The following is a 19,044-nucleotide window of genomic DNA, read 5'->3' on the forward strand; positions in this document are numbered from 1 at the left end:
TAAGGAGAGACATACCAAATAAGAGGCTGCCCTTAAGGTAATTTACCAAAAGGGACAGCCTCTTTCCGATCTAACGAGCATATCAAGCTTTAACCGCAGCGACGGCAATTTTTCGGGCATTGTCGCACATTTTTTTGCGACAGGATCCGTATCGTTTTTTTCACATCGGAAACATTGAGGAATGAGGCGTTCTGCTCGCCATCATACACGGCTTTCACCTTGACTCTGCACCAAAGTGCACCGTAGATGCTGTTGGACACACCTGGCACATTGGGGACGATATTTCTGACTTGAACCACTTTCTCTTCTTGGAATGTAACACCAAACGATCTTAATACGCTTCGGACGATACGAAGATCGCTCGCGCTTTCCGCGGTGGGTGAACCGACTACGAGCCTGATACTATTCATGCGGTTATGTTTTTTGATGACAACAAGTGCGGTTAAGTTAACGTGCTGCCTCGCGATACTGGCTAGAATGCAGCTTAACGTACGATCTTTTGCCACAAAACGAAATTGTGTCCGGATGGAAAAGCTGAATTTCAATCCAATCCCCCCTATGCATGTTTCTGTAATCATCATATGATTGGCTGCTTGTGGGGATTGTACAAATGCATTAAAAATGCACTTATCCACTCCGATACTGTACGCGGCGGGAACTGCATGACGTTTAATAAGAGCCGCATTCATAACCGCGGTAGTAAACCCGCAATAGAAATAAGCGAACTCGAAAATTTGTATGAATTTGGAGTAATCGCCACATAAATGGAGGATATTAAGAGAAAGGAAAATACATGTAAAAGGCGAGATGAGAGATGAACACCTCGACAAGGGGAGAAAAACTAGCCTATATCGAACAAGCTTTTGAACAACATTCTGATTTCGTAAGCAAGGAAGCCCTTATTTATCAAACCCAGGTCCAAGTATGCTATTTAGGCACACTCGTTCAGTATAAAGAAACTTTTGACACACTAGTAACCAGAATATCGCATCTGCATGACCAGAATAACCCGATCGATCAGATCGCCTTATCCCCTTCAGCTATGGTAAATGTACCCTTAATCGAGCTTATAAACGCCATATTAAGAGGGATGTTGATTATTTTCCCCCAAGAAGGCTGCGACAACATTGTCATTGAGCCCTCTTCGGTCAACAGCAGTCGAAGTATTGGGGAAGCACAAACGGAGAATCCGATTCAGACCTCGCTAGATGCCTTTACGGAAGACATAAATGGTAACATAGGCCTGATTCGCAGAATCATGAGAATCAAAGATTTACATATCCAGAACTACACCCTAGGGGCTGCGCTCCCTCGTGAAGTTGCTGTGCTATATGTGGAAGGGCAAGCCGACCCGAAGGTCGTTCAGCTCATCCATAACTATTTAACTGAAAACGCCAGAATGGATATTTCTGATGTTCAAGGACTGCTGAAAGCGCTCAAACAGCCAAGCTACAGTCTTGTTCCAACGTATTTAACTTCTGAGCTTCCTTCCACAACCAAGCACAATTTGATGGATGGCCGAGTGATCATCTTCTTGGATCATTTTCCGTTCTCGCTTTCCTTTCCCTCCATTGTATCGGACTTTTGGGATGTAAAAACGGATAAAGATCAACCTCCCTTGTTTATGTATTTATACCGAATTATTCGTATCATGAGTTTAATCATCGCCATTACCATGCCAGGGTTATATGTGGTTCTGAATTCAGTCAACCCTGAACTTTTGCGTATCCAATTGGCTGTATCGATCACAAACTCGCGGGAGGGCGTTCCCTATCCTGTTCTCGTTGAATTGTTGATGATGCTGTTCATTATAGAAATGGTCATCGAAGCGAGCATACGTCTTCCCAAAAGCATTGGCCCAACCATTACGATGGTCGGCGGGATTATTCTGGGACAAGCTGTCGTTCAGGCCAGACTAGTCAGTTACTTTCTAATTATTGTCGTAGCTGGCTCGACCATAGCACATTTTACAATGGGCACTTATATGAACACAGTCTCCATTCGGTTGTACAAGTATGTCGTAATCTTGTTTAGTGCTTTGTATGGCATTCTCGGCCTTATGTCGTCCGTTGTTTTGTTTTGCTTTTACCTTGGTACGATTACAACGTTTGAGGTGCCATATTTGAGCCTTTCCACCAAAAGAGGGAAATTCAAATGAGCAAAAGAGCCCTATTAACGATGTTTTTTATCGTTCATCTCTCGAGGTATTTTTATATCTATCCTGTAAAAATGATTGAAGCAACTTCCGCAGGGCATTGGGAACCCATCATTGTCGGTTTTCTTGTGGAACTTTGTTGTGTTTGGATCTTTTTGAAGGGGCTTTCTGCTTTTCCCGAAAAGGATATTGTAGATATATGTAAAATGGCATCGGGAACATGGATTGCGCGGCTTCTCCTTATTCCTTTGCTGGTCTTTTTGTTTCTGAATTTGAACATTACGCACAGCTATGAAATGGAATCCATCAGTATCTTTTTGCTGCCCAAAACCCCGACGTATTTCATTTTATTGCTCTATGTCATTCCCCTTTACATCGCATGGAAAGGCTACGAAGCGATTTCCAGAGGGGGGATAGTCGTATTCATCTGTGTGCTTCCTATGGTTATCTTCTCATTGATAAGTGCGATGAGTAATTTCGATTTCGATAACCTATATCCCATTTATGAGACTCGGTTGAGTTTCTTCAAAAGGCCGATGTTTTACTCTGCTTTTTTTGCGCATAGCGGTTTCTTATTCTTAGGTTGGGTTAAGATGAAGCGTCAATTCTCATTCCGTCAAGCAGCTCCTATTTTGGGGATACTTTTAATTTTTGCGATATCCTCTGTCTATGTGCCCATGCTCATTTTCGGTCAGGAATCCATTATTTATTTTCGCTACCCGAATGTATTGACATCGGATACGGTTGACACGGAGTGGGTTGTCTTTGATTGGCTCCCCACTTTTTTTGTGATAGCCATGATCGCCATCTCAATGGTAGAAATGGCAGTAACTTTTTGGATGATGGCCACGCTGATTGAAAAGCTATTTTTGAAGAAAAAAAGGGGGATTGCTGTCCTCCTGGTCGGCGTATTATCGTATAGCTTCAGCTGTTATTTAGATAATATAGATACGTTGGCGAAATTTTCAGTCTTGAATACCTTCCTCTGCTTCTACAGCATTATCGGTATACCGCTTGCCATCATACTCATGAGTTTGAGGTATAGGAGGAATCCTGCTTGATCCGTCGTTCATTCATACCGGTTATACTGCTGCTATGTTTCTTAAGCGCTCTCCTTACCGGCTGCTGGGATACGAAAGATATCAATAAACGGCTTATGCCCGTTGTTATGGGGGTATGCAAGGAGAAAAATCAAAACTACCGGATTATTTTGCAAATACCGAGTCCTGAACAGAAAGGCTCGCAATACATGGAGAGCAGTTCCGCGACAATTACCAATGCGATTGACAATATTCGGACAAAAGCAGAAAAAAGTATCGATCTCCTGCATATCCGGCTGTTTCTTATCTGCGAAGAAACAGCGGAAAAAGATATTGGTGATATTATTGATTACGCCATACAGGCAAACGATATTTCCATCAAAGGGCTGTTAGCCATTGCTAAAGGGAACTTCGACGAAGTTATCCATCACCAATTAAACGCTAATCCCGAACTTTCGTCCTATGATTTTTTCAGTGAACAGGCTGGCTGGACACCTGAAACGACGATATTGCGCTTATGGGAAGCATACCGGGATATCAAATCTTATACGCAAGATATGTCGATTCCCATTCTTACAAAAGGAACGGACACCCTGTATAATTTTGAAGGCTCAGCCATCATCCGTGTAGATAAAATGGTCGGTGAAATCTCCAGGGAAGAAGTATTAATTGACAATATATTTCACGAAAAATATACGGGCGGTACCATTGAAGTTGCCGATCAGAGCAGTGTTATGATTAAGCAAGCGAAAATAAGGCATAACACCGTTTGGACTGCCTCAGGACCCCAAATTAAGAGTCATATTAAGTTGAAAGTAGAGATCTTAGAAAATAAAAATTCCGAATCTGAAGAAAAGATTGCAACGAAGCTCAAAGAAACGGTTGAGAAAAGAGCCCATAAATTAATAACTCAGCTGAAAAAGGAAGGGGCGGATACGCTTGGCATTGGACAACTTTTTCGAAAAAAGATGAGCGATGAGCAGATAAAAGATTGGAAACAACATTGGTATTTGAATTTAGACCATGAAGTTACCGTCGAAGTTACCATACTCAACAGCATTTATTTAAAGTCCCCGAATAAAATCAAAAAACCAGGCAAATAGAGCGATTAACAGCGAAGATCATACTCTTTTTGTGATAAAAGACGGAGCGCTTTGGGGGAGGGCACAGCAAGTAGAATTCAGGAATTAGGTGATTAGATCTTGCATTTAATCACCCGTGACATGGCTTCTTTGACGCCATCGAATCTTTCTATCCCTTCACCGCTCCTGCCGTCATTCCTGCAATAATACGTTTATTGAAGAACAAAAACAGAACGAGTGGCGGAATCGAGATCAGCACGACGTCTGCAAAAAGCAAATTCCAATTCGTTAGGTACATACTCATGAAATTGTAAAGCGTTAACTGGACAGTTGCGTTCTCAGCTCCCGGCAGAAAGTATAAGGGATTGACGAAATCGTTGAAGATGCCGACCGATGTGATAATAATGATCGTCGAGGAGACCGGCTTCAGCAGCGGAAAAACGATATGTGTAAACAGCTTGAAGCCACCGCAGCCGTCAATAAATGCGCTCTCGTCGATATCACTCGGTATCGTAGCCGTAAACGCCTTATATAAAATAGCGCAAAAAGGAAAGTGCAGAGCAATTTCCACCAGTGTCAGGCCTGGCAGCGTCTTGAACAGGCCTATCGAATTCAGTACCCAAATCGTAGGCACAACAGCCGGCGGAATCATGAGTCCGGCGAGCACCAGAAAGTTCAGCCATGCCGTCCCCCGGCTTTTCTCACGCCGCTGCAGCACGAAGCCCGCCAGTGAACTTACGAACACCAACCCTGCCAGAGATAAAACCGTAAGCAGAGTACTGTTGTAGAAAGCTCGGATGAGCATATGATCCGAAGCGAATAAAACAGCGGAATAATTGTCAATCACGTGAAAAGTATCCGGCCAGGCCATCGTCATGTCCGCAGCTTGGGCGCCGGATTTGAAGGAATTGATGATAACAAAGTAGAACGGAATCCAAAAAATTACGGTCGAAAGGACAAGCAGTATAAGGGTCACAAGCGATTTTCCTACCATGGTGCTCGCGCTGCCGCGACGCTCGACTGCACCTGCCACAGATTTACCCACCGCACTGTTCATAGCTCAACCTCCCGTTTGTTCAAGAACATATACAGCGGGAAGGCCAGTACGGAAATCCCGATAAATAAGATTACGTTGCCCGCCGTTGCCAATCCATAGAAGCCCGCTTGATATTGCTTGTAAATGATCGAGGCGATCAAATCCGTGGAGAATCCCGGACCGCCCCGGGTCGTTGCCCAAATCAGATCGAACGTGCGCAAACCGCCGATAAAAGATAAAATGATGACCGAGTTCATCGCCGGTCTGCTGAGTGGAAGCGTGATATGCCAGAAACTGCGGAAGGCATTGCCTCCGTCAATCTTCAGAGCTTCGTAATAATGCTGCGGGATCGACATGATTCCTGCGATATAAATGACGGTTGCGATACCTACGCCTTTCCATACGTCGATGAAAGCGACAGAAAACAAAGCCAGTTTCGTATTTCCGAGCCAATCCGGCCCCTGAATACCAAGCAGGGCCAGTGCGTTGTTGATTACCCCCTGTGTAGGATGCATCATGGTACTGAATGCGATCCCGACAGCGATCGTACTGAGAAGTGTTGGGAAAAACACCATGGAACGAAAATAATCCTTGAACCAAATTCTCGAGGTCAGCAAAGTTGCCAGCAGCAGCGCAAGAATCACCTTCAATCCGCAGGTCACAACTGCAAAAATCAAAGTGTTCTTAAAGCCGATCTTAAGCGAGGTTTCCTCGAAAAACATCTGGTAGTTTTCAAAACCAATATATGTCCATTTCGTCAACGTCCAGCGCGTCATGCTGAAGAACAGCGACATAATAGTCGGCAGCAAGTAAAAGACAAAATAAATGATGAACGCCGGCAGCAGAAACAGCATGGAATACATTTTCTTCTGTGATAAGGTCATCCGCTTCTCTCCCTTAAAGCCGGCCCTGCCTTTATTCAGCAGGACCGGGATATCGGTATCCTGTTCTTACCAGCCTGGCAGGTTCAACTGCTGCGCCTGCTTCTTCACGTCCTTATCATAATCGGCGGCTCCGTCCGCCGCTGATTTTTGACCGGTCCCAACCTCAATCAACAGGCTTTCCAAGTTCGGTCCCTTAACCGGCGACACAAACTCAAGGGCAGGCCCTGTGGTGCCGGCATCGAAATAGCTCTGCATTTCCTTGATTGCATCATAAGCGTCATCAGGTACATTGATCCCTTTGATTACATAAGGCCCGTTCGCTTTACTCTTAGTCATATACAGCTTCATGCCCTCCGGCGAGATGAGGAAGTCCAGAAATTTCTTGGCTGCATCAACGTTTTTACTCTTCTTGTTGATGTACAACGAATTCGGCAACCATACAGTAAAGCCGTTAATGCTGGCATTGTCGCTTGGAACCGGAAATACGCCAATATCCTTGATCTTATCAGGATAATTTTGAGCTAGCGCATCAATGGCGCTGGTGAGCATCGGGTATTGGACGCCTGTACCTTCCGCCAACATTTTCAAAGCGTTGTCATACGTGGTAGCAAGGAAATCCTTATTCATGTAGCCTTTCTTAAACGTTTCGGCCGTCATTTCGAAACCACGCAGCGCAGACGGCGTTGTCGCGTATTTGGCTTTATTGGCCGTATAATCCTGAACGAAGGTTGGATTTTGCGCCTGGACGTTATAATGATTGGCTAGCACGTACAATTGGGAAGTCCATGTCGTTTTGTAAGAACCAATGACCGCCGTTTTACCGGACGCCTTGATCTTATCGCTGTTCGCGATAAATTCCGCCCAAGTTTTCGGAATGGATAGTCCGAGTTCCTTATACACGCGCTTATTATATAGAATACCGCCTACATTGGAGGAACCGCCGGGTACGCCGAATACTTTCCCGTTCGCGCTGACGGTTTGCTTATAGGAATCCAACAGTTTCTCCATGTACGGTTCTTTCGTCAAATCCACGAAATTCTCTTCCGGGTTTAGTGCCTGAAACAACGACCCTGAGTTGTAAAAAAGAATATCCGACATCTCTCCGGTCGCCAGTCGCGTTTTCACCAGGTTATCGCCTTCCGTGCCGTCCGGTTTAATATCGAACTTGATTTTAATGTTCAGTTTCTTCTCGGCCTCAGCGGCAACAACCTGCAGCGCCGGATAAGCTGTTCCTGTCGTTCCTGTAAGCAGGGTGAGCGTTTTGAGCTCTGCGGGTTTGGTATCGGTTTGAGACGTTTTGGTCTCGCCTGAGGTCGGAGCCGCTACCCCTGAAGATGAACCTTGGGAGCACCCCGCTACGACAACAGACAGTAAAGCGGTACAAGAAAGTAAGGCAAGAAACCTGTTTCCATTCATTCTTATTACCTCCCTTTGAGATACAGCTCGAAACTTGTACAATTTATCTATGCTCTTATTACTCCCAGGGCCCGGGTTCCCCGGAAGTTGCTCCGGTGTTAAATTCGGTCTGACCGCTTACGATAGCGCCTTCACCGAGCTACATACTAATTGTAAGAAATTCACTCCTATTGGAATACAGATGAATTTAACTGAAACAGGGGGGTGATTTTTCCTATTGATAACGCTTACAAATACCAATAGCCAAAAGAAGCGACCAGCTGACCGGAGTCTTTCGGCTTTTTAACATAGCATGCAGTGTAAAAAGTTATTTCTCTGTCCTTTTCTTCGCGAACATCATCGGTGTTTCCCCAACCTGCTTCTTAAATAGCGCGCTAAAATGTTTCGGATCCTCGTACCCCACCATGCGGCTGACGTCCTGCAGACGTTCGATCCCGCCGCTTAGCAGCTCTTTCGCCTTGCGGATGCGATATTCCGTGAGGTACTCAGAGAAGGTTAAGCCCGTTTGCGCTTTAAACATGCGGGATAAGTACCCTAAGCTTACATGATGTTCTGCAGCAAACTGCTGAAGCGAGAGCGAACTCTGATACTGATGATGGATGATCTTCAACAGCACGGGAATGAGCCCTTTCGGGCTCATATCTTTCAGCTCATCCTCCCCGTAGAGGCTTACAATCTTTTCGTGCAAACAAGTCAGCAGTTCTTCATAGCCGGATATGTGCTGCAGCAAACCGGGTTCCTCATAAAGATCGCGAACACCGACGCTGCCGCTGCGGGTGCCGTACTTATTGAATTTTAGGGAGAAAAGCATATCACCTGCGAACAGCGCGAGCTGACGCCTGGTGACTTCCTTATGCCGAAGCTCCTTTAAGAGGCACTGCAGAGCAGCTTTCCCCTTAGCCAGCTCCCCTTTTTTGTAATGAGTTTCAAGCACTCTAACGCGATCCCAAGCTCCGGTTAGATCCGCATCTGTTTTACTTTCCTTGGAAAAAACCAAGCTCGGCATTCCAAACAACCGCCAATCCTTCAGCTGTTGATGAAGCCTGCTAACGGAGTCATAAAGCGATTGAGAGGCTGGTTTTTTCGTAAAAGCGATATGTACATGATGTGCCGGATGCAGTAATTGCTCGAACAAGGAAACCACATGCTTTTGAACGTCTTCCTCCCGCATTTGTGTCTCCGCGACTAGGAATACCCGTTGTCGGCAATCCAGCTCCACTCCGTGAATTTCTGCGGCACTGCCCTCGATCAACGCTTTTTTTAGCTTTACGAGATCCCAGCCCGTTTCCTTCCAGCTCCTGCAGGTTGCTCCCTCGTCCAGGTGAATCAACACCATATAATAGACTTCGGAATAAAACCGGCGCAGCTTAGGATGCACGAGTTGATCCGGTGTCAGAAGCATTTGTGCCAATGAGCCATGAAGCCATTCTTCCGATTGCTTAGCTTCGTGTGTCAACTGTTCCAACATTTGATTAACAGCCTTGTAAAGCATTTCCTTCTTAACAGGCTTAACCAAAAAATCAGCGACGCCGAAAATCATTCCTTTACGTGCGTATTCAAATTGGTCGTGAACACTTACAATAATTTTTTTAATGGATGCATCTTTTTGGTTCAGCCTCTCTGCGAGCGACAGCCCGTCCATGCCGGGCATGTTGATATCAGTCAGAACAAGATGGGGATGGATCGTATCTGCAGCCAACATTGCGTCCTCCCCATTATCGAAGGCGTATACCTTATGTTCCGGTTCATAAACCTTGAAAAGCTCCACAAGCTCCGCCAGAGCCCAATATTCGTCCTCTACCAAAAAAATATTCATCTCGTTCCATCGGCCTCCTCTTGTTCGACAAGTCGTAAAGGCATTGTTACGATTACCTTGGTACCTCCTCCTAGCGTGCTGCTAATCGTAAGTCCAGAGCCTGGGCCGTAATAAAGCTGTAGCCGCTGATGAATATTGAGCAAACCAATCCCGTCGACAGCGTCATGCAAGCCATGAAGTGCACTGGTTGAATGAAGCGCCGTTTGCAAAGATTGAAGCCTGGACGCTTGAATCCCTGCCCCGTTGTCGGTTACGCTTACAAGAAGATTTCCCTCATGTTCTTCAGCCTTTACCTGAATGCAACCGCCTGATTTCATCTTTTGCAGGCCGTGGTCGACTGCGTTTTCAATGAGGGGTTGGATCGTCAGCTTTAGAATTTGAGCTTGCTGAAGCGATTCTGAGATATCTACATCCAGCTGCCCTAAACGTTTACCGAATCGGTGCTGCTGAATTTTGTAGTAATTGCTGATATGCTCCATTTCCCTTTGCAGCGTCACGGGATGGTGCAGATTCTTCATGCTGTACTGAAACAAGCCGGCCAATGACTCGGAGATCTCAGCAACCTCCTCAATTCCTCTAAGGCGGCTAATCGACTTCATAATGTTCAACGTATTATACAAAAAGTGCGGATTAATTTGGGCATGCAGCGCGGAAAGCTGTGCGTTTTTCTCGGCCAGCTTGGATTCGTAGACCTCATGAATTAACCGGGAAATGCTGTCAAGCATCAGGTTGTACATTCGACTCAGTTTCCCAAGCTCGTTCTTCCCCTTATAATCCATCCGTTCGTTGAAATTGCCAAGCTCCACGCTGGACATTCTGAGCATCATCTTGCGCAGCGGCACTGTTATTTGATGCGATAAAATGTAGGAAACCAAAGCTATTAACAGCATTGTAAGCATACCGACTGCCAGTATAATGTCCTGAATTCGCTTTTGCTTAAGTAAAACGATGTCCTTGGGAAATAGCACGACCGTCTTCCAGCTTGTATAGTTCGAGAATTCGTAGGAGTAGAAATACCTTTTGTTTTTCCACACCAGTTCACCTTCCGAAAGCCCGTTTTGAAACAAATTCAAGTCGAACTTTTGAATGACGGAGGCATTTATCCCGTTTTTATTGTCATAAATAATTTCGCCTTGCTCGTCTACCAATAACATACTCATGCTGCTGTCGAACTCATTATCTTTATTTTTGGCCAATTCGAGCGCTTTGATGGCATTGACATTAATGTTGATATTGACAAAACCAATCACCTGCTGTGTCGGAATCCTGTTAATGCGCCGAATAAAGGAAACAATTCGTTGTTCAGGCTCTCCGATGCCCTCTCCACCGATAGAGGGGCGAAGTAGGAACTTTTTCGTTTCTAGCGATTGATTAAATTGCAGCAGCTGTTCCGCTGAATAAGGTTCATAGGGTCTCTGTTCTACCAGTTTCGTGTAATCATACATGTATGCGTCTGGGGTGTGGATAGAAATGCTTTGCACGTAGGGTTTGGGGTAGGAAAAATCAAATAGAAACGGATTAAGCTTATAGCCGATAATTTCCTTATCTAACGAGCTTGTCGCTCTTCTGTAATCCAAGAGGCCATTCTGTACCGCAGGGGAGATCGATACGGCCAAGGAGAGCTCTTCAATATTTTGCATATATAAATCGACCATTTCGGAAAATTGCTTAGATATAACGGAAGATAGCGAGAAGGTTTGATCTTGGATATCGTTCGTATATTTGTAGTAGAAAATGCCGCATGTAATCCCGACAATAAATAGGGAAACGATTGAGAAAGATAGAAACATCTTTGTCTTAAGCATCGGCTCGGCTCATTCCTTATCTGGGGTAGCATAATTATTCTCGACAATCCACTTATTCTCCTCCTCCAGTTCTATCTTATCGAACATTCGAGCGACTATCATTGTCTATTCCGCCATTGTTATAGTTGATTCAGCCAAAAGGAATACAAACAAGCCCATCCGAAGGATGAGCCTTGATAATTCGAGTTAATCTGATATGAGCTGTTAACTTACCTATATTACTTCTAATCCTTCACCGACCCCTGCATAAGCCCGGCTATAAATTGTCGGCTGAACAGCGAGAATACAAGGATAAGCGGCATAGTAGCCATCAGGGTAGCGGCCATGACCATTGAGTAGTCTGTGCTGTACACCCCGTTCATCGAGGCAATCAACATCTGGATCGTGAACTTTTCCTGTACCGAAATAACGACAAGCGGCCACAAGTAATCGTTCCATGAACCTAGAAAGGTAATGATCCCTAGTGTCGCAAGAGCTGGCCGCAGCACAGGAAGTGCAACACGCCAATAGAGGTTGAAGGAGTTACAGCCGTCGATTCGGCCTGCATTGATCAGCTCGTCATGCACGACGGACGCCGTATATTGCCGCATCCAGAAAATACCGAAAGCACTTGCCGCCCCAGGCACAATGAGCGCCTTGAGATCATTGATCCAGCCCAGCTTTTGCATGATAATGAATTGCGGAATTAAGCCCAGCTGCTGAGGCACCATCATCGTGGCCAGAAGGAAAAAGAACAGAGGTGCCTTTCCGGGAAACTGGAATTTTGCAAACGCAAACCCTGCTAAGGAGCAAAAGAACAGAACCAACAGCGTATGCGTTCCCGCTACGAGAAGACTGTTCCCGAATGATCGGAAAAAGCCTACATGCTCGAGGACCTTCCCAATATTAACAAGCAGCTGGTCCCCTGGCAGAAGCCGAGGCGGAAAGCGAAACATATCCGCCGTTGTCGCTGTGGACATGACAAGCAGCCAATAAAAAGGGAATAGAGACAGAATTGCTCCGATCACCATGACAAAATGGAGCCAAAACGTACCTGGCGCCCTCGTCTTTTTCACCGAAGTAGCCGTAATTACCCGGCCTATAGACACCTTGGAAGACGATTCAATCATCAAACGCCCTCCCCTCTCGAAACGAACTTCCAGTTCACGAACGAAAAAATACCGATGATCAGGAACAGCATCCAGGCCACTGCGGAAGCATAACCGAACATTTGATTGCCGAATGCCTGATTATACAGATAAAGCACCAGCGTCAACCCTTCTTTCGTTGCTCCACCCGTATTTCCGACCAAAATGAGCGGTTCTGTGAATAGCTGCATGCCGCCGATCGTTGACAGGATGACGGTAAACAGAATGATCGGTCTGAGCAGCGGAAGCGTAATGCTTATGAACTGCTGCGTCCGGCTAGCTCCGTCTATCGTAGCAGCCTCGTACAAATCATGGGGAATGCTCTGAAGACCGGCCAAATAAATGATTGCGTTATAGCCGGACCAGCGCCAGATCACCATGAGTGAAATGGCTACCTTAACCCAGAACGGATCGTTGATCCATTCTATTCGGGGTAGACCGACCGCCTGCAGCAGCCCGTTGATGAGACCAAATTGGCTTCCAAAAAAAGAGCCGAAAATAATCGCAACCGCTACGATCGAAGTAATATTAGGGAGAAAATAAACCGCACGGTAAAAATCCTTAAATCGCATAAACGCTGCATTTAGCAGAAATGCGATCACAAGCGCAGCAAATAGCTGCGGTACGGTAGATAAAAACCAAATCACGAAGGTGTTGCCTACCGATTTCCAAAATTCCGGATCGTCGGTCAGCAAATTCCGAAAATTGCGGAGCCCTACAAACTCCATTGGTCCCAGCCCATCCCATGAGTGAAACGCCAGGTACAGCGAGAACAGAATGGGAAACAGGCTGAACGCAATAAATAAAATATAAAACGGAGAAATCATTACGTAGGGCGCCAGATGGGCTTTGAATCTTTTCACCGGCTCCACATCCTATCCTGATCAGATGATACCTACAGGGTGGCACTCCCGCTTCCTTCACCATCCTGGGCTAAAGGAAACGAGATCGCCACCACCTGCTGGCTTTTATTTATTCTTTAATTTCGTTTTGGCCTTTTCGACGAGTGCCCAAAACTCTTTATCCGGATCCTTTGTTTTATCCACCGCTACGGCTTGCATGCCGTCACCAATAATATCCGCAACGGTTTGATAATTCGGACCTTTACGCTGCACTTTTACGTTCTTAGCCACCTCGGAGTACAGCACGCCAAGCTTCTGGTTGCCCCAAAATTCATATCCTGTTTCCGTGAAAGCCTTGTCCCCGTAGACGGCAGGCGTTGACGGGAAGTTACCGGAAAGTTTAAATACCTCCAGCTGCTGCGGTGGTGAATTCAGCCAACTGATAGCAGTGTAAGCTTCTTTCGGGTATTTCGATTCCTTCGGAATGAGCAGGAACGATCCGCCCATGTTGCCTGTGCCTTCCGGGATTTTGGCAGCACGCCATTTGCCCTTCGTATCAGGAGCCCGCGTCTCGACGTGTCCCCGGCCCCAAGCCGCAGAAATGTACGTGGCAATTTTGCCGGAGTTGAGGGCTGCGGAATACTCCTGCAGCGCATTCTTCTGGTCGTAAGTTCCAGCGATGCCCATATCGCGTGCCTTTTTAAAATACTCAAGCGCCTTCTTCACTTGCGGATTATTTTCGATGATCAGCTTATCGTCCTTATCGAAGTATAATTCATCCCCCTGATCGCGGATGGCCCCGAATAGCTCGTTCGGATTGGATAAAATATCGGCCCCGGTTTTCTCCTTAAGCGTTTTGCCTGCAGCTAGGAAATCGTCCCACGTCTTGATTTTGGCTGCGACGTCGTTCGGCTCGGAAGGCAGCCCGGCTTGCTGGAACAAATCCTGCCGATAGTACAGCACCATAGGGCCGATGTCTGTCGGCAGCCCGAGCTGTTTATCGCCAACCATCGATTGTTTCCATTTCCAGTCGAGGTAGTCTTTTGCCAAGTCCTTGGCGCCAAAGGAATTCAAATCGTTGAATTTATCCGGATATTTCAGGAACTGGTCCATCTGCGAAATATCGATCATCGCGATATCCGGAGCTCCTGACCCGGCCGACATGGCAGTCAGAAGCTTTTTATGCGCGTCTTCCCATTTGTAAATTTGTGGAATGATCTCGATGTTCGGATGCGTGCGGTTGAACTCAGGTATGATTTTTTCGAAAGTAGCCCCCTGCCAAAACCACATTTGCAGTTGAACCTTCTTGCCATCACTTGCTTTTGCATCCGTTTTTACGGCTCCCGACGTTCCTCCGCTATTGCTGCAAGCACTAAGAAGGAGGACGGAAGCCATTAGCAGTCCTAAGGCCTTACTCTTCGACACGTTTTTCATCGATTAACGCTCCCTTCACGATTCGAGCTTTTAAAGAAAGCCCTTACATTTAGTATAAACAGGGGTAGCCGTACCGTATAGGTAACGCATCTTCGATTTCTTGGACTTAAATTAGGAAAGTTCCGTCAGCGGACCGATAAACACCTGGGGCGATACCCTCGATCGTTTTGAAGATCCGGCTGAAATAAGCAGGGTCCTTGTAGCCCACCTTTTCGCATACTTCATAAATCTTCAAATTCGTTTCACGCAGCCATTTTTTCGCTTCTGTCAGCCGGTGTTGAGTTAAATACTGGGTGTAGGTCATTCCCGTTTCTTGATGAAACAAATTACTTAAATAGTTGGCATTGATTTGGTACTGCTGGGCAAAATCGGATAGGTTCGCCGCTCCAGCGTACTCTTTATGAATATATCCGAGAAGCGCTCGGATGATAGGCGGGAACGAGTCGCCACTGCTTTCTTTGCGCGTAATTTCCGTGAAGCCAAGGCTCATCATGCTGCGGATATACATCATGCTAAGGTCCCCGATGTCCCTCGTCGCACCCCCGTACCCTGTCTTCACCTCGATCCGCAGCTTGGCCGCCATCCACTTCGATGTCTCCTGCACTTCCCTCTCCCAAGCCTCTTGATCGCATCGCTCCGTAAACAGCACAACGGTAATAAGACGGTCCTCCAAACATACCGCAGCCGTTCCCAAACGGCTGAATGCCTCATGGGCGCACTCCCGGATAAAATACCGTACTGAAGCTTCACCCAGCGACCTTAAGTCCTTCGTCGAAAAGGAAACCAGCATCACCTTCTCGTATGGAGGAATTAAACCTTCGTCGAAGGTCGGAACGGGCACGCCTTGGAGCAGATCGTGCAGACGCTTCTCCAGTAGCGCTCTTTCCCGGATAACGTTTACTTGCTCAGATTCCAACCGCCGGCGGTGTTTTTCATACGAAGCAATGTATACCTCTTGGAGCTTTACCTTGGATAATGGTTTGAGCAAATAAGCAGTAACCCCATGCTGCATCGCCTTTTGAGCATAATCGAATTCCGCATGTCCCGTCAGCACGTACACATCTGTCTCTGGAGAATTCTCCCGGGCATATTCCGCCAACTGCAGACCATCTGCCGCCGGCATCCGGATATCCGTGATAAGGAGCTGGACGTTCCGCTGCTCTAATACGGCCATCGCCTCAAGCCCGTTTGAAGCATCCAGCACCTCACCGACCCCATCGAAGCGGGAGAGGGTTCGGCAAACCGGCTGGCGCACATTCGCTTCATCATCGACTACAAGCACTGTAAACATCAACATCAACCTCCTGAATTCATCTGCCTGATTCGGCCGACGATATGTTCCCATGTACGTTCCGGATCTGCCCCGTCGGACTCAACCCGCCGCAATCCGTCTTTGATTATTCGTTCGATCCCTGCATATTCGAAATCATCGTAGGCCGCTTTGTAACGAAGTGCTGCGTAGGAATAAATTTGTCCAACCGGCGCTCCGTTGAAAAAGGGATCCCGCACCTCCAGAAACTCCCGTGACGAGTATGACTCCGGTGTGGACGGGAAATTCCCGCTGCCGATGAAATTGTCCAGCTGCTGCTGCGGTGCCGTCAACCACTGTGCGAGCGCATACGCCGCCTGGGCATTGCGGCTCGTCCGGGGAACCGCCAGACAGGAGCCCGACCAATTCGAGGGAAGACCGGGCGCGCGGGTAAGGTCCCATGCTCCCGACGTAGCGGGTGCAACCTTCTTGAACGCTCCGTGAAGCCAAGAAGGTGCCAAGACGACTGCAAACTTGCCGTTCACGGCTGCCTCCGCCCATGCTGTAGATTGCGACAAGAGACCAGCATTCAGCCCCATCTTATGGAAGTGGACAGCCCGGTCCCATGCCTCTTTCACATGCGGATCTAGTTCGTGATCTACCGGCGTCAAATAATGGCCGTCGAACTGGTTCAAGTAGCTCATAAACAGATTGGCCAAATTATCGAACAGGAAAGCTCCCGTCTGCTTCTTGATGGTTAAGCCAACTTGCTCCATTTTCTCCCAGCTGTCCAACTCCTTCGCGACCTCCTCCCGCTCCGTCGGGAGCCCTGCCTTCTGGAACAAGTCACGACGGTATGCTAAAGCGACAGGACCAATGTCGACCGGCATTGCAAATAGGAAGCCACCGTCCTTGCTCTCTCCCTGACGCCATTTCCAATCCAAATAGTGCTCTCTCTCGTCTCCGTAATCATAGAGATTATAGAATTCACCTTTGAAGCGTTTTACTTGATTCAACTGCGACGCTTCAAGCAGTACCAAGTCTGGCGTATCCGCCTTGGTGGCGAAAGACGTCATCAGACCCGGCAAAACATCGTCGAACTGAAAGGTTACGACCTCCACATCCACTTCGGGATGCCCTGCTGAATACTTCTTAATGAGCCGTTCAAGCCCGCTGCCCGGCCAAAGCCAAACCCGCAGTTTAACGACTTTTGCCGAGCTTTCACCCAAACTGGGCACAACCGTTTCGGGGACGCATGAAGTCAGCAAGAGGAGAACCATAATCCCGGCTAAGAACCGGATGGCAAGATGACTTGCATGTCGGGAATTAAGCAGCGCCGCCCCCTCCTTTCCTGGACAGTATCGGCGGAACCGCCATCATCTCTGTAGCCTGAAGCGGCAACGACAGCATGACCTGCAGCCCGCCAAGCGGGCTTCTGGAGAGGCGGATGCCGCTGTTCGGACCGAAGAACGCCTGCAACTGCTTATGCAGGTTGCTTAGCCCGATACCCCGTCCCTGTTTCTCGAAGCCCTGCTCCTGATGAATGGCTAATTCCAGCTTCTGCAGCCCTTCTTGCGTCATGCCTACGCCGTTGTCCTCAACGGAACAAAGCACCATGCCGTCTTGCCGGTAAATCCGCACGCGCACCTTCCAACCGCCATCCGATTGCTGCTCCAAGCCATGATGGAAAGCATTTTCGACCAGCGGTTGCAGCACGAGCCGAATAACCCGCTGCTGTTCCAATCCTTCTTCCACCTCGATGTTCACTTGAAACTTCTCGCCGTACCTCGCGCGCTGCAAGAGCAAATACCTGTCCAATTGTTCCAAGTCTTCTCCAAGCGTCACGAGATCCGTAGACGGGTGGACGCTATAACGGAGTAACTCGCTAAGCGCCAGAGTCATAGCCTGCGCCTGTTCCGGCCGTTCATCTTCGATGGTCCAGTAAATCAGATTTAACGAATTGTATAAAAAGTGAGGCCGGAACTGCGCTTTCAGGGCAACCAACTGCGCCCATTGGGCGGTGATTTGCTGCTCCGACAGCCGCTCTACGACCTCCTCCAGCTCTTCCACCAACGCATTGTAATTGGCGTATAACCGTGTGATTTCACGGCTGGCAAATGGCTTTGCAATCGGCTTAACCCCCTCCTTGCGCAGTCGGTTCATCCCTTCGGCCAGCAGCCGGATAGGCTTCGTTAGCGTCCAAGTAAAGTAGGTAACAAAAACTAACGCAATGAGGATGCCCGCACCCATGGTGAGCAAGGCATGAGCCCAAATTTGGGAAGCCTCGCTGTTCACTGCTTCGGGCTTGAAATAGGCGATTGTCGTCCAGCCGCTGTACTGCGATTTGGCATAGGTCACGAGCACCTGACGCTGATCTTCCCTTGTTTTCCATTCGAAGAACGGCTGGGCATTCCTCCCGAATTTGCTGAAGAGCCCAACATCTGCGGCCGTACCGATTTCTCTTGGAACTGTGGAATACACAATGTTGCCGATGGAATCCATCACCTGCACCTTCCGTTCGATGCGTTGGCCCGTTTCGCCGATTATGCGGTTGATTTTGTCCACGGGAAATACGACAAACTCATCCCCGAGCGGTGTCAGCGATGAGGGATCTTTCAGCCTTCGGGCACCAATGATCGCCGGGATTTCCCCATCACGCCAGGCGGGGCCGTATACCCACAGCATATGTCCGTCAAGCGCTTCCATTTTACTGTACCAGCTTACCGCTGCTACATCGTCGGCCAGCCGCCAGAACAGCTGCAGCGATTCATTCGAAGAATACGCATGCCCATTGCGGTCGAATAAATGAAGAAGCATATCCCCGGCAATGTAGCGTATTTTCTCAGCCAAATAGCGATTCAGGCCTATCGAAGCATCGATATCAACTCCTTGCGGCGGTGGCGCCGCTTTGAGTGCAGCCTGCACTTTCTCATCGAACGCGACCATTTGCGAGACCTGGTCATACTGGCGCAAAAGGACATCGATTTTGGCAGATAGCTGCTCCACGGATTCTTGGGTATAGCTTGCGGTTCGGTTGAGCACGATCTGAGAGGTCATCCGGTAATTAAGTAAATTTGTAAGCGCTATAGCTAGCGCGGCAATCAAAAACATCCCTGCCAGCAATTGGATAAAAATGGGCACGGGGCGTCGCAGCAAAG

Annotated in this window: 15 protein-coding genes; 3 read left to right on the forward strand and 12 right to left on the reverse strand. The window is 47.7% G+C overall.

Features of this window, described 5'->3' with window-relative positions; all coding sequences use genetic code 11:
• Positions 1-89: 89 nt before the first annotated feature.
• Positions 90-545 carry a hypothetical protein gene (locus tag J2Z65_RS10315; protein WP_167065213.1) on the reverse strand — a complete coding sequence of 152 codons (456 nt, stop codon included), beginning with the start codon at positions 543-545 and terminating at the stop codon, positions 90-92.
• A 269-nt stretch (positions 546-814) separates the two neighbouring features.
• Between J2Z65_RS10315 and J2Z65_RS10320 the strand changes: the two genes are divergently transcribed.
• Genes J2Z65_RS10320 through J2Z65_RS10330 form a run of 3 tightly spaced genes read left to right on the forward strand, consistent with a single transcriptional unit; the run spans position 815 to position 4,298 of the window.
• The gene (locus tag J2Z65_RS10320) at positions 815-2,158 is read left to right on the forward strand and encodes a spore germination protein (RefSeq protein WP_167065216.1); all 1,344 of its coding nucleotides are present in this window, start codon (positions 815-817) and stop codon (positions 2,156-2,158) included.
• Positions 2,155-3,216: a GerAB/ArcD/ProY family transporter gene (locus J2Z65_RS10325; RefSeq protein ID WP_167065219.1), complete on the forward strand. Its 1,062-nt coding sequence runs from the start codon at positions 2,155-2,157 to the stop codon at positions 3,214-3,216. The genes J2Z65_RS10320 and J2Z65_RS10325 overlap by 4 nt, the downstream gene beginning before the upstream one ends.
• Positions 3,213-4,298 carry a Ger(x)C family spore germination protein gene (locus J2Z65_RS10330; RefSeq protein ID WP_167065222.1) on the forward strand — a complete coding sequence of 362 codons (1,086 nt, stop codon included), beginning with the start codon at positions 3,213-3,215 and terminating at the stop codon, positions 4,296-4,298. Before J2Z65_RS10325 ends, J2Z65_RS10330 begins: the two co-directional genes overlap by 4 nt.
• A gap of 148 nt (positions 4,299-4,446) precedes the next feature.
• Here the strand turns inward: J2Z65_RS10330 and J2Z65_RS10335 are convergent, their stop codons facing one another.
• The 11 genes from J2Z65_RS10335 to J2Z65_RS10385 all read right to left on the reverse strand — a co-directional run bounded on the left by J2Z65_RS10335 (position 4,447) and on the right by J2Z65_RS10385 (position 19,042).
• On the reverse strand, positions 4,447-5,271 hold the full coding sequence (locus J2Z65_RS10335) for a carbohydrate ABC transporter permease (RefSeq protein WP_167065629.1): 825 nt from the start codon (positions 5,269-5,271) through the stop codon (positions 4,447-4,449).
• Between the two features lie 59 nt (positions 5,272-5,330).
• A complete protein-coding gene (locus J2Z65_RS10340) occupies positions 5,331-6,197 on the reverse strand; it encodes a carbohydrate ABC transporter permease (protein ID WP_167065225.1) in 867 nt (288 codons plus the stop codon).
• Between the two features lie 66 nt (positions 6,198-6,263).
• Entirely contained in the window at positions 6,264-7,613 is a 1,350-nt protein-coding gene (locus tag J2Z65_RS10345) for an ABC transporter substrate-binding protein (protein WP_167065228.1), read from the reverse strand.
• A 307-nt stretch (positions 7,614-7,920) separates the two neighbouring features.
• Positions 7,921-9,429, reverse strand: a complete 1,509-nt coding sequence (locus J2Z65_RS10350) for a response regulator (RefSeq protein ID WP_167065231.1) — start codon at positions 9,427-9,429, stop codon at positions 7,921-7,923.
• Complete coding sequence (locus J2Z65_RS10355; protein ID WP_167065234.1) at positions 9,426-11,234, reverse strand: cache domain-containing sensor histidine kinase; 1,809 nt, start codon at positions 11,232-11,234, stop codon at positions 9,426-9,428. The genes J2Z65_RS10350 and J2Z65_RS10355 overlap by 4 nt, the downstream gene beginning before the upstream one ends.
• 224 nt (positions 11,235-11,458) lie before the next feature.
• Complete coding sequence (locus tag J2Z65_RS10360; RefSeq protein WP_420850869.1) at positions 11,459-12,244, reverse strand: carbohydrate ABC transporter permease; 786 nt, start codon at positions 12,242-12,244, stop codon at positions 11,459-11,461.
• 98 nt (positions 12,245-12,342) lie between these two features.
• Complete coding sequence (locus tag J2Z65_RS10365; protein WP_193581102.1) at positions 12,343-13,188, reverse strand: carbohydrate ABC transporter permease; 846 nt, start codon at positions 13,186-13,188, stop codon at positions 12,343-12,345.
• 141 nt (positions 13,189-13,329) lie between these two features.
• On the reverse strand, positions 13,330-14,637 hold the full coding sequence (locus tag J2Z65_RS10370) for an ABC transporter substrate-binding protein (protein WP_167065243.1): 1,308 nt from the start codon (positions 14,635-14,637) through the stop codon (positions 13,330-13,332).
• A 106-nt stretch (positions 14,638-14,743) separates the two neighbouring features.
• Positions 14,744-15,928: a response regulator transcription factor gene (locus J2Z65_RS10375; protein ID WP_167065246.1), complete on the reverse strand. Its 1,185-nt coding sequence runs from the start codon at positions 15,926-15,928 to the stop codon at positions 14,744-14,746.
• Between the two features lie 5 nt (positions 15,929-15,933).
• Entirely contained in the window at positions 15,934-17,154 is a 1,221-nt protein-coding gene (locus tag J2Z65_RS10380) for an ABC transporter substrate-binding protein (RefSeq protein ID WP_240159949.1), read from the reverse strand.
• A gap of 58 nt (positions 17,155-17,212) precedes the next feature.
• Positions 17,213-19,042, reverse strand: coding sequence for a cache domain-containing sensor histidine kinase (locus tag J2Z65_RS10385; protein WP_240159950.1), 1,830 nt, complete (start codon positions 19,040-19,042; stop codon positions 17,213-17,215).
• Between the last annotated feature and the right edge of the window lie 2 nt (positions 19,043-19,044).

Source organism: Paenibacillus aceris, from assembly GCF_017874035.1.
Lineage (GTDB): Bacteria > Bacillota > Bacilli > Paenibacillales > NBRC-103111 > Paenibacillus_E > Paenibacillus_E aceris.